Below are 11631 nucleotides of genomic sequence, written 5' to 3'. Positions count from 1 at the left end.
GCAGTGCGTCTATACGCACTTACTCCATCGGGAAAACCTTGCCCGGAGCGATCTTGCCGTCGGAACGGCCCTTGAGATAGGCATACAGGCCGTCGGCCTTCTCGCCCTTCAGGAAGGGATGCGGGGGCATGCCGCGATCGGCGTGCGATCCATCGACCACGATGCCGATGAATTCCGCCTTCGTGTACTTCTTCAGTCCTTCGATCAGCGACGGACCGACCATGCCTTCCTGGTTGGCACCGTGACAGCGCTCACACGCCGCGGCACGCCAGGTACGCCAGCCGGTCATCGTCTTGGCGTCCACCTTGTTGCCTTCGGCAACGGTATAGGGGGCAGCGTCCTGCGCCATGGCTGTAGTCGCCATTGCAGCGAGCACGATACCTACCAGATGTTTGCGAATCACGATCAACTCTCCTCGAATAATATGTGATGGTGCAGTTGGGGAAAACGAATGTTCGGGTCAAAAGGATTACATGACCTGCGATAAACAAGGGATAAGTATCTGCTTATGGCTTTAACCCATCTAACTCATAATACTATCGTGTGACTCCCGTGAAAAAAAGGGATGGCACAAACTTTCAAGTAATCAAAGGCTTCCGGTCGAACCGAAGCCGCCTTCACCGCGCAACGACGCGTCAAACGTCTCGACGCGGCGCAGCTCGACCTGCACGACCGGTACAACTACAAGCTGTGCAATGCGTTCCATCGGTTGAAGGACAAACGGCGTGCCACCCCGGTTCCACAGCGACACGAAAATCTGCCCCTGGTAGTCCGAATCGATCAGCCCGACCAGATTGCCCAGCACGATGCCGTGCTTGTGACCCAGACCGGAACGCGGCAGCACGATCGCCGCCAGGCCGGGATCGGCCAGATGAATGGCGATGCCGCTCGGCACGAGCAGCGTGTCACCCGGATGGACGGTGGTCGTCGCCTCGATGCAGGCACGCAGGTCGAGGCCGGCCGAGCCAGGCGTCGCATAAGCCGGCAGAACGTCGTTCAGGCGTGGGTCAAGGATCTTGTAGTCGAGCACGGACATTGCGGTTTCAGCCCTTCAGCAGTCGGGAAATGTGTTCGAGGATGGCGCGCGCCACCGCCGCTTTGGACGCGCGTTCCAGCGGATGGCGGCCTTCGTCGTCATACAGGACAACCAGATTGTCTTCACTGCCGAGGCCGTCCGACACCAGATTGCCGACGACGAGCGGCAACCGCTTGCTGCGCCGCTTGTCCTGCGCGTAGCTGTCGAGTTCGTGGCTCTCCGCGGCGAAGCCGACGCAGAACGGCGCATCTGCGCGCGCCGCCACCTCGGCGAGGATGTCGGGATTGCGCACCAGTTCCAGTGACATCGAATCGGCCGACTTCTTGATCTTGCGCCCGCTCGGGCTGGCCGGCCGGTAATCGGCCACCGCAGCCACCGAAACGAAAACGTCCGTGCCGGACAGGTTGTTCATCACCGCGTCGCGCATGTCACGGGCACTCGCGACATCGATGCGACGAACGCCACGGGGCAAGGCGAGCGCCGTCGGGCCACTGACCAGCGTGACACGGGCCCCCGCCCGCACGGCCGCCTGCGCCAGCGCATAACCCATGCGCCCGGAACTCAGGTTGGTGATGACACGCACCGGATCGATCGCCTCGGACGTCGGTCCCGCGGTGATCAGCACCTGCCTGCCGGCGAGTGACTTTGGCGTGAAATGCGACAGCACGGCCTCCAGCAGATCGGCCGGCTCGACCATGCGCCCGGCACCGACTTCGCCACAGGCCTGTTCGCCGGCCGCCGGGCCCTCCATATATGTACCGTCGTCCACCAGCGTTGCAACATTGCGGCGGGTCGCCGGGTGTTCCCACATCTGACGGTTCATTGCGGGTGCAACCATCAGCGCACAGCCTTCGTCACGGGCGAGACACAAGGTGCTCAGCAGATCGTCCGCCCTGCCCTGCGCCAGTCGTGCGATGCAGTCGGCCGTCGCAGGCGCAATCAAGATGAGCTGCGCGTCGCGCGTCAGATCGATGTGCGCCATGCCGTTGGGCATGCGCGCGTCCCACGGATCGGACCATACGGCCTGGCCGGTGATGGCCTGGAAGGTGGCAGGTCCGACGAAATGCTGGGCGGACTCGGTCATCACGACACGCACGTCCGCACCGGCCTTTACAAGCAGCCGCGCCAGCTCGGCCGACTTGTAGGCCGCCACACCACCGCTGACGCCGAGCACCACGGTACGCCCGGACAGTTCGGAGACGGGTTTCATGACGATGTAGTATCCTGATCCGGTTGAACTCAGGATTGTAACGCGATGGCGATCAAGGACTGGAGCGAGGACCAGCGTCCGCGCGAGCGCCTGCTGGCACACGGCGCGGAATCACTGTCGCCGGCCGAACTGCTGGCCATCTTCCTGCGCGTCGGCGTGGCCGGCAAGTCGGCGGTCGATCTGGCGCGCGATCTGCTCGATCACTTCGACAACAGCGTGCTCGCGCTGAGCGCCGCACCACTCGAAGAGCTGTGCCGCGTCAAGGGCATTGGCCCGGCGAAGTCGGTGCAATTCAAGGCCACACTCGAACTGGCGCGCCGCGCGCTGTCCGAACAGATGAAGGCGCGCGACGCGCTGAATTCGCCTGATGCCGTGCGCAACTGGCTGAAGCTGCGCCTCGGTGGGCTTGGCCACGAAGTGTTCATGGTTCTGCTGCTCGATGCACAGAACCGTCTGGTGCAGGCCGTCGAACTGTTCCGCGGCACGCTGACGCAAACCAGCGTGTATCCACGCGAAGTGGTCAAACTGGCACTGGCGCACAACGCAGCCGGCGTCATCCTTGCTCACAATCATCCGTCCGGCGTTGCCGAACCATCCCGTGCCGATGACTTTCTGACGCAATCGCTCAAACAGGCGCTGGCGCTCGTAGACGTGCGTGTGCTGGACCATGTGATCATCGGCGGCGGCGCAACCTGCTCGTTCGCGGAACGCGGGATGCTGTGAAATACTTGAGCAGGAATTGAACAGTCCGCTATAATCGCGAGCTTTTCCGCTTCTGGAGCCAGAACATGTCCCGCGTTTGCCAAGTTACCGGGAAGTCGCCGATGGTGGGTAACCACGTTTCCCATGCCAACAACAGAACCAAGCGCCGCTTCCTGCCCAATCTCCAGCAACGCCGTTTCTGGCTGGAGTCCGAAGGTCGTTTCGTCAGCCTGCGTGTAAGCACGAAAGGTCTCAGGACGATAGACAAGAAGGGCATCGAAACCGTACTCGCCGAAATCCGCGCACGCGGCGAGAAAATCTAACCACGCATTCAGTTCCGGCCGCGCCGGACTCGACACGAAGGGAATACGTCATGGCCAAGGGCGGACGCGACAAGATCAAGCTGGAATCCACTGCCGGCACCGGTCATTTCTACACGACCACGAAGAACAAGCGCACCAAGCCGGAGAAGATGGAAATCATGAAGTTCGATCCGAAGGCGCGCAAGCACGTGATCTACAAGGAAACAAAGCTGAAGTAAGGCTTGGGTCGGCGCGAGGCCATTGCAGCCAGCGCCAGTCCGAACACAATAAAAAACCCGCTTCAAGCGGGTTTTTTATTGTGTGTCGTGTGCTGACGGACATTCGGACACCGAAGGCCGAAGCCGCCGACAGTCGAAATCAGCTCACAACTGTCTGCGCTTGACCGTCGCCGCAGCGCGCGATGTGGCCGATGCGATACACGGTTTCACCGGCGCCGGACAGCGATGCCGCGGCACGGTCGGCGTCGGCCGCGGCCACGATGACCACCATGCCGATGCCGCAGTTGAACACGCGATACATTTCCTGTTCGGCCACGTTGCCGGCCTCGCGCAACCAGGCGAACAGCGGCGGCAGCGTCCAGGACGACGCGTCGATGTGCGCCGACAGCCCGGCCGGCAGCACGCGCGGCACATTGTCGAGCAGGCCGCCACCGGTGATGTGGGCCATGCCCTTCACCAGGCCGGGCGCCTCCTTCATCAGCGCCAGCAGCGGCTTCACATAGATGCGCGTCGGTTCGAGCACGGTATCGCGCAGGCTGCGCCCGTGGAAGTCGGCGTCCAGATCCGGTGCATCGCGCTCGAGAATCTTGCGCAGCAGCGAATAACCATTCGAATGCGCGCCGCTGGACGCCAACCCGAGCACCACGTCGCCCTCGCCAATGGTTTCGCCGGTGATCAGCGCCGACTTTTCGGCGATGCCGACCGCGAAACCTGCCAGATCGTATTCGCCGGCCGGGTACATGCCCGGCATTTCGGCGGTTTCGCCACCGATCAGTGCGCAGCCCGCCAGTTCGCAGCCGCGTGCGATGCCGCCGACGACGCGCGCCGCGGTATCGACATCAAGCTTGCCGCAGGCGAAATAGTCGAGGAAGAACACCGGTTCGGCGCCCTGCACCAGGATGTCGTTCACGCTCATCGCCACCAGGTCCTGGCCCACCGTGTCGTGACCGTCGAGCTGGAACGCAAGCCTGAGCTTGGTACCGACGCCATCGGTGCCGGACACCAGCACCGGTTCCTTGTAGCTCTTCGACACTTCGAACAGCGCACCGAAGCCGCCGATGCCGCCCAGTACTTCGGGTCGCATCGTGCGTCGGGCCAGCGGCTTGATGCGTTCAACCAGCGCATCACCTGCGTCGATATCCACACCGGCGGCGGCGTAGCTCAGAGGGGGGCGGGAATCCTTGGAAGCTGTCATGACATGCGGGGCGCACAGCGCCGGAAAAGATGAGGACGGGACGGGACGTAAAGCGAAACTTGCTACACTCATGGCCGATTTCGTCGCGAATCGAAAGTTTTTTCGACAGCGTTCGTTCTGCGTCGGCGCACGCTCTTCAAGGGTGCGCATTCTACCCCTGACCGCACCACCTCATGACCTCTCCTGGCATCGACCGCAAACAAACCCTGCTGTGGGCCGGCGTGGGCCTGTCCATCGTCGCGCTGCTGTGGCTGCTCGGCCCGGTACTGTCGCCATTCATGCTGGGCCTCGTGCTGGCCTACATCTTCGAACCGCTGGTCGAGCGGCTGTGCCGGCGCGGCGTGCCGCGCACGCTGGCCGTGGTGCTGGTCATCCTGTTGGTGATCGGTCTGGTGATCGGCCTCATCCTCATCCTGATACCGGTCATCCAGCAGGAAGTGCGCATGCTGTTGGAACGTCTGCCCACCTACCTGACGGCCGCGCATGACCAGCTGGTGCCGTGGGTGAAGGAGCATCTCGGCATTACGCTTCAGCTCGATGTGAAAAGCCTGCGCAGTTTCATCACGAAGAACTGGACGAGCGCACAGGATTTCGCGATGGTGGCGCTCGAATACGTCACCAGCCAGGGCGCAGTCATCGTCGGCGTACTCGCCAACGTGCTGCTGACACCGGTCGTCATGTTCTACCTGATGCGCGACTGGTACAGCCTGCGCGAGCGCGTCAGCAGCTTCATCCCTCGCCCGTGGCTGGAGCGCACGTTGCGGATGGCCGACGAAATCGATGTCGTGCTGGCCGAATTCCTGCGCGGCCAGTTGTCGGTGATGGCCGCGCTGGCCGCCTTTTACTGCATCGGTCTGTGGCTGGCCGGCGTCGACTACGCGCTGCCGCTCGGCTTGCTGTCGGGCCTGCTCGGCTTCATTCCATACGTCGGCTTCTCGACCGGGCTGCTGCTGTCGCTGATGGTCGCCGCATTGCAGTTCCAGGGCTGGCCACCGGTGATCGGCGTAGCCATCGTCTATGGCGTCGGCCAGGTGCTGGAAAGCTTCCTGCTGACGCCCTGGCTGGTCGGCGAACGCATCGGCCTGCATCCGCTGGCCGTCATCTTCGCGCTGATGGCCTTCGGCCAGTTGTTCGGCTTCGTCGGCGTACTGGTGGCGCTGCCGGCATCGGCTGCGCTGCTGGTCGGACTGCGCGAGGTACGCCGGCACTACCTGGCCAGCCAGCTCTACCAGGGCGAATCGCCGAAAATCATCGAGTGATGCGCCAGCTTCTGCTCGACATCCGCCCGATCGCCGCGCCCAGCCTGAACAACTTCGTCGCGGGGGCCAATCGCGAACTGCTGGCCCGGCTGCGTGGCACGGCCGCCGGCGAGCCGGGGCCGTCGATCTATCTGTGGGGCGAAACCGGCAGCGGCCGCACCCACCTGCTGCGCGCGCTGGCCGCCGAAGCCTCGGCGCGCGGTCTGTACCTCGATGCCGACCAGGTGAACAACACCGCAGCCGACACGCTTATTGCGGCACTGCAGGCCACCCGCGCCGGCGTGTGGCTGTTCGACGACATCCGGCTGCTGGAGCCTCTGGCCCAGGGCGCGCTGTTCCGGGCGATCAATCTGGCCGCAGCGCGCGGCATCACCGTGGTGGCCTCAGCAGACAGCGCGCCGCGCGATTTGCCGCTGCGCGAAGACCTGCGCACCCGAATCGGCCAAATGCTGGCCTTCCGCATCCAGCCGCTGCAGGATGAGGAACGCCTCGAACTGCTGCAGGCGCATGCCGCGGCACGCGGCATGAAAGTCGATGTCGACGTATTCGACTACCTGATGCGCCACGGCCGACGCGACATTCGCTCGCTGCTGGGCATACTCGACCTGCTGGACGAACATTCGCTGACCCGCCAGCGGCCGGTGACTTTGCCGCTGCTGCGCGAAATCATGCAGACCCGACTTCTCTGAACCGGACCTACCGCCATGGAACTGGTGCTATTCGACCTCGACAACACATTGCTCGCCGGAGATTCCGACTTCGAGTGGGCGCAATTCCTGATCTCCAGAGGCGTGCTCGACCGCGAGCTGTACGAAGCGCGCAATGCCACATTCTTCGAACAGTACAAGGCCGGCACGCTGGACATCCACGAATTCCTGAACTTCCAGCTGGCCCCGCTGGCACGCCACCGGCGAGAGGAACTCGACGCCTGGCACGTGGAATTCATGGCGCAGCAGATTCGCCCTCGCCTGACCGACGGCGCGCGCGGCCTGGTCAACGGACATCTCGAAACCGGTGCGCTGTGCGCCATCGTCACCGCGACGAACAGTTTCATCACCGGGCCGATCGCGCGCGAACTCGACATCCCGCACCTGATTGCCACCGTGCCGGCGCAGGTGAATGGTGAATTCACCGGTCAGCCACGCGGCACGCCGGCTTTCCGCGAAGGCAAGGTCGAGCGCGTCGAGCGCTGGCTGGAAGAACTGGGGCTCTACATGGGCAGTTTCCGTCGCACCGTCTTCTACAGCGATTCGCTGAACGACCTGCCGTTGCTGAGCCGCGTCAACCACCCGGTTGCAGTCGATCCGGACCCGACACTGGAAGCCCACGCACGCGCAAACGGCTGGCCGATCATGCATCTGCACACGGCGGGCGCCACGGATGGCAGCACCGAGAATGATCACTGAGTGATCACTGAGCGAGCGTTGAAGCGTAAGCCCGGCTTCAGGCTGCACGACCCGGACCCTTGCGATGGAATGCGAAAGGCGCCTCGGGCTGCGTCATGCCGGACTTAATCGAAACCGCCGCGTGACCGCTGACGAGGATCTACATTCGGCGCTTGGACGAGCCAGCGGACGTCGCAAGGTCGGCATTCCGGGGGCCAGACTACCGGGCAATGCCGGCCATGGCGTGATCCACCGCTCGCTGGCGCTGACACCGGCGCAACCGCTGCGTATCATCGCGGCGCTCGACGCGCTCTTCCCCGTGTCCTGACATCGCATAGCGGTCTGCCCGACAGACCCCGAATGTCCGGACAGGGCCGGCGCCATCACCCGACCTACTGCCCGGACGACCGACATGCCTGCCATCCTTCCCGTCACCCTGCTGTCCGGCCTGCCCGGCGCCGGCAAGACCACGCTGCTCAGGCGGCTTCGCGCACAGTCCGACGGCCGGCGCATCGGCCTCATCGTCAATGAACTTCGCAGCGCGGACATCGACGCGGCAACCGGCGCGGCAACCGACGACGTACGTGTCTGCCTGTCGCCGTCAGACATGCAGGCGGCAGCGGCGTACTTTTCACAGGCCGGCTTCGACGCGCTGATCATCGAGCCTTCGGGTTTATCCGAACCGACCGGCATGGTCGAAACCTTCCGCGCAGGACCGGGCGAGCACGCCCGCTTTGACACGCTGGTCACGGTGATCGACGCGTGGAACTTCTACCGCGACTATTTCAGCCGCGACACCGTGGCGCAGCGGGTCGCCGGCCACGGCGCACCGGTCGGAGACGATCGGCGCGCCGTGGTTGACGTACTGCTCGACCAGGTCGAATTCGCCGACGTGATCGTGCTCAACAAGTGTGATCTGGTAAATGATCAGCAGCGCGGCATCCTGCTGGGCATGCTGCGCGCACTCAATCCGCGGGCGGACCTGATCGAGGCTACGCACGGCGAAGTCGCTTCGGCAAGCGTGCTCCGCACCGGGCGTTTCAACCCCGACGCCACAGCCCGCGCCGCCGGCTGGATGCAGCTGATGCGAGGCACCCCCGTTCCCGAAACGACCGCCTTCGGCATCCGCAGCTTCATCTGGCAGGCGCGCAGGCCCTTTCATCCGATGCGCTTTGCGCAGCTGATACACGAAAAGTGGCGCGGCGTGCTGCGCAGCAAGGGCTATTTCTGGCTGGCCAGCCGCAACGGTCACATCGGCGAGTGGGAACAGGGCGGCGCGATCAGCCGCCTGCGCTCGGGCGGGCACTGGTGGTGTTTCACGCGCGAGGAGGAGTGGCCGAAGGACGCGGGCCACCTCGCCCACATCCGCTCACGCTGGGACGAAAGATGGGGCGATCGCCGGCAGGACCTGGTGTTCATCGGCATGGGCATGGACGAGGCCGCACTCAGGCGCCGCTTCGAAGAATGCCTGCTGACCGACGAGGAGATGGCCTTTGGCGAAGACGCTTGGGCAAACCTGACCGATCCGCTGCCGGCGTGGCACGAAGATCACGATGAAGGCGGGCACGGCGACCACCCGGGCGACGCCCCCGGGCCGGGCCGCCATTGACGGGTCAGCCGCCGGGCACGCCCGTGCGATTGACCTGGCTGTAGAAGATCTTCTGGTTGTGCAGGCTGCCGAGCAGTTCGTTCAGATCGCGGATCTGGTCATCGTTGGCGCGGCTCTCTTCGCTGTTGGCGTCACCGCTCGCCAGCACGACATGGGCCAGGATGCCGATCCGCTCGCGCACGGCCTCTTCGATCAGATCGATCTGTTGGATCGTCAGCTGGAACGACTTCTGGTGTTTCGACATGGTCCGACTCCCGGGAATTGCACAATGCCGCAAGCGTAGCGCGAATCGCCCGCGCATGTGTTCCGTGCGGTACGCAGCAAATCGTGATTGCCGTCAGATCCGCTTGCCAACGAGCCCGATCGCCTTTGCGGCCCTTGTGTTTGCAGCGCATCCGGATGCACCATGAGGCTGCAACGTGGTGCCGTATCGGCAGATGCATTGTCCCGGTACGTATGCCACCTGACACATGCAGTGTCCGCAGTAACCTGAACGCGGCCGCTGCACGACGACCAGAGGACACCGGACGCCGTGGCTACGAAGCTTCGCAAGGGCACAGTAGACAATCCCCCGGTCGGCTCGAACGATCCGGATCAGGACGGCTTGCTGTTCCGTACCCTGCTCGACAAGATGCCCGACGGCGTATTCGTCGCGCAGGATTACCGCTTCGTCTTTGCCAACGCCGCCCTGCCCCGCATGCTGGGCTATACGCATGACGAATTCGTCGGCCTGCCCTTCTCGGCAGTGATCCCGCCCGAGATACTCGAACTCTGGAACGAACGCTTCCGCGCCCGCATCGGTGAAGGCGATGAGCCGCCGAACACCTACGAAGTCCGCTTCCTGTGCAAGGGCGGCCAGCGAAAGCTGCCGATCGAACTGAACGCCAACCGCCTGATGTTCGGCGGTCAGCGCAGCGTACTGGGCATCGTGCGCGACATTTCGAACCGCAAGCGCACGCTGGAGGCCCTGCGTGAAAGTGAGGATCGCTTTCGCGGCAGTTTCGAACAGGCCGCGGTCGGCATGGCAATGGTGGATCTCGACGGACACTTCCTCAGCGTGAATCCCAAGCTGTGCGCCATCCTCGGCTACCCGGCCACCGCGCTGCACGAACTCACCTTTCAGCAGATTACGCATCCGGACGACCTGGAGGCCGATGTCGACCTGATGAAGGGCGTGCTGCGCGGCGACCACCCCACCTACACGATGGAAAAACGCTACCTTCGCAGCGACGGCAGTGCCCGCTGGGCAAGGCTGACGGTATCGCTGATGCGCGAGGCGGATGGCACACCGTCACACTTCATTTCCGTGGTCGAGGACATTCACGAACAGCGCACGGCGCAGGCGGCGCTGGCCGACAGCGAATTGCGTCATCGCCTGCTGATGCACAACCTGCACGCCGGGTTGCTGATCTGCGCACCCGACGCACGCATCACCTACGGCAACCCGGAAGTCTCACGCATGCTGCGCGCCGACCCGAAGGCACTGATCGGCAAGTCCGTACCGGAACTGGGCTGTACCTTCCGCGACGAGCACGGCAGCCCGATGTCACTCGAGAACGACCTGATCCAGCGCGTGCGGCATTCCGGCCGCGAACTGACCGATCTGGTGATGAGCATCCAGTGTTCCGACGATGTCCCGCCAGTCTGGGCACTGGTACATGCCTACCCCGAATTCGACACCTCACGCCGCTTCTCGCGCATCGTGCTGATGTTCATCGACATCACGGATCGCAAGCGACTCGAAGCGGAACTGCTGGCCGACCGGCAGATGAAGGCGGCGGCCCTCGATGCCATGACTTCGCATGTCGCGGTGCTCGACCGGAAGGGCGTCATCGTCGAAACCAACGCCAGCTGGGGGCGGTTTGCCGAGCGGGGCGGCTACGCCCACGGCAAGTCGTTCAATGGCGTGAATTACCTCAACGTGCTCGCGCATGTGACCGGACCGGACGAGGCCTATGCCAAAGCCGCGAGCGACGGCATCGAAGCCGTCGTGGCCGGGCGCAGCCCGCTGTTCCAGATGGACTACCCCTGCCACTGCCCGAGTGAGCGGCAGTGGTTCACGATGAAGGTGACCCCGATGGACGCGCAGCGCGAGCGCGTGCTGGTCAGCCACGAAAACATCACCAGCATCAAGCTGGCCGAAGAAGCGATCCGCATCCTGGCCAACACCGATGCATTGACCGGCCTCGCAAACCGGCGCCACTTCCTCGAAATCGCCGAAGAGGAATTCGCGCGTGCGCAGCGCTACAACACACCGCTCGCGGTGCTGATGGCCGACCTCGACTTCTTCAAGGCGATCAATGACCGTTACGGTCACGCCGGCGGCGACACCGTGCTGCGCCATTTCGCGATCACCTTGTCCAGCCTGCTGCGCGATTCCGATTCGGCCGGGCGCGTCGGCGGCGAGGAATTTGCCGTACTGCTTCCGCATACCTCGCTTGATGGCGCACAGGCCTTTGCCGAACGGCTGATGGAATGCATCGCCGCCACGCCACCCGAGTTCGACGGCGCACTTGCGCCCTACACGGTGAGCATCGGCATCAGTGAAATCGGTGCCGACAGCAAGGATTTTTCCGCCCTTCTGCGCTGTGCCGACGATGCGCTGTACCGCGCCAAGCACAATGGCCGCAACCGCTATGAGGTTCTGATCGCGCAGGATCGCAGCCCGCCCGCCCGCGGCTGAGCCGCGTCCGG

At 64.0% G+C, this 11631-nt stretch carries 14 protein-coding genes; 9 read left to right on the top strand and 5 right to left on the bottom strand.

Features of this window, described 5'->3' with window-relative positions:
- Positions 1 to 19: 19 nt before the first annotated feature.
- The 3 genes from NMQ16_RS14810 to coaBC form a co-directional block, all read right to left on the bottom strand.
- Positions 20 to 403 (bottom strand): cytochrome c, encoded by a 384-nt coding sequence (locus NMQ16_RS14810; RefSeq protein WP_257081617.1) that lies wholly within the window; start codon positions 401 to 403, stop codon positions 20 to 22.
- A gap of 183 nt (positions 404 to 586) precedes the next feature.
- The gene (dut, locus tag NMQ16_RS14805) at positions 587 to 1036 is read right to left on the bottom strand and encodes a dUTP diphosphatase (RefSeq protein ID WP_257081616.1); all 450 of its coding nucleotides are present in this window, start codon (positions 1034 to 1036) and stop codon (positions 587 to 589) included.
- A gap of 7 nt (positions 1037 to 1043) precedes the next feature.
- On the bottom strand, positions 1044 to 2246 hold the full coding sequence (coaBC, locus tag NMQ16_RS14800; RefSeq protein WP_257081614.1) for a bifunctional phosphopantothenoylcysteine decarboxylase/phosphopantothenate--cysteine ligase CoaBC: 1203 nt from the start codon (positions 2244 to 2246) through the stop codon (positions 1044 to 1046).
- A gap of 45 nt (positions 2247 to 2291) precedes the next feature.
- Between coaBC and radC the strand changes: the two genes are divergently transcribed.
- The 3 genes from radC (at position 2292) to rpmG (ending at position 3489) form a co-directional block, all read left to right on the top strand.
- A complete protein-coding gene (gene radC, locus NMQ16_RS14795; RefSeq protein WP_257081613.1) occupies positions 2292 to 2969 on the top strand; it encodes a DNA repair protein RadC in 678 nt (225 codons plus the stop codon).
- A gap of 65 nt (positions 2970 to 3034) precedes the next feature.
- Positions 3035 to 3271 (top strand): 50S ribosomal protein L28, encoded by a 237-nt coding sequence (gene rpmB / locus NMQ16_RS14790; protein WP_069037770.1) that lies wholly within the window; start codon positions 3035 to 3037, stop codon positions 3269 to 3271.
- 50 nt (positions 3272 to 3321) lie between these two features.
- On the top strand, positions 3322 to 3489 hold the full coding sequence (gene rpmG, locus NMQ16_RS14785) for a 50S ribosomal protein L33 (protein ID WP_069037771.1): 168 nt from the start codon (positions 3322 to 3324) through the stop codon (positions 3487 to 3489).
- Between the two features lie 139 nt (positions 3490 to 3628).
- Here rpmG and purM read toward each other — a convergent pair whose 3' ends face one another.
- Positions 3629 to 4684 (bottom strand): phosphoribosylformylglycinamidine cyclo-ligase, encoded by a 1056-nt coding sequence (gene purM, locus NMQ16_RS14780; RefSeq protein WP_257081612.1) that lies wholly within the window; start codon positions 4682 to 4684, stop codon positions 3629 to 3631.
- Between the two features lie 173 nt (positions 4685 to 4857).
- On the opposite strand from purM, the gene NMQ16_RS14775 reads away from it, so the two are divergent.
- The 5 genes from NMQ16_RS14775 (at position 4858) to NMQ16_RS14755 (ending at position 8937) form a co-directional block, all read left to right on the top strand.
- Entirely contained in the window at positions 4858 to 5943 is a 1086-nt protein-coding gene (locus tag NMQ16_RS14775) for an AI-2E family transporter (protein WP_257081611.1), read from the top strand.
- Positions 5943 to 6632: a DnaA regulatory inactivator Hda gene (hda, locus tag NMQ16_RS14770; RefSeq protein WP_257081610.1), complete on the top strand. Its 690-nt coding sequence runs from the start codon at positions 5943 to 5945 to the stop codon at positions 6630 to 6632. The genes NMQ16_RS14775 and hda overlap by 1 nt, the downstream gene beginning before the upstream one ends.
- A gap of 15 nt (positions 6633 to 6647) precedes the next feature.
- Positions 6648 to 7349 carry an HAD family phosphatase gene (locus NMQ16_RS14765; RefSeq protein ID WP_257081609.1) on the top strand — a complete coding sequence of 234 codons (702 nt, stop codon included), beginning with the start codon at positions 6648 to 6650 and terminating at the stop codon, positions 7347 to 7349.
- Between the two features lie 64 nt (positions 7350 to 7413).
- Positions 7414 to 7656, top strand: a complete 243-nt coding sequence (locus NMQ16_RS14760; RefSeq protein WP_257081608.1) for a hypothetical protein — start codon at positions 7414 to 7416, stop codon at positions 7654 to 7656.
- Positions 7657 to 7740: 84 nt separating this feature from the next.
- Positions 7741 to 8937 carry a GTP-binding protein gene (locus NMQ16_RS14755; protein ID WP_257081607.1) on the top strand — a complete coding sequence of 399 codons (1197 nt, stop codon included), beginning with the start codon at positions 7741 to 7743 and terminating at the stop codon, positions 8935 to 8937.
- 4 nt (positions 8938 to 8941) lie between these two features.
- Here the strand turns inward: NMQ16_RS14755 and NMQ16_RS14750 are convergent, their stop codons facing one another.
- The gene (locus NMQ16_RS14750) at positions 8942 to 9181 is read right to left on the bottom strand and encodes a hypothetical protein (protein ID WP_257081605.1); all 240 of its coding nucleotides are present in this window, start codon (positions 9179 to 9181) and stop codon (positions 8942 to 8944) included.
- Positions 9182 to 9469: 288 nt separating this feature from the next.
- On the opposite strand from NMQ16_RS14750, the gene NMQ16_RS14745 reads away from it, so the two are divergent.
- Entirely contained in the window at positions 9470 to 11620 is a 2151-nt protein-coding gene (locus NMQ16_RS14745) for a PAS domain S-box protein (RefSeq protein WP_257081604.1), read from the top strand.
- Positions 11621 to 11631: the final 11 nt, after the last annotated feature.

This window comes from Methyloversatilis sp. XJ19-49 (genome assembly GCF_024580145.1).
Lineage (GTDB): Bacteria > Pseudomonadota > Gammaproteobacteria > Burkholderiales > Rhodocyclaceae > Methyloversatilis.
This window is presented reverse-complemented; position numbering and strand designations above follow the sequence as displayed.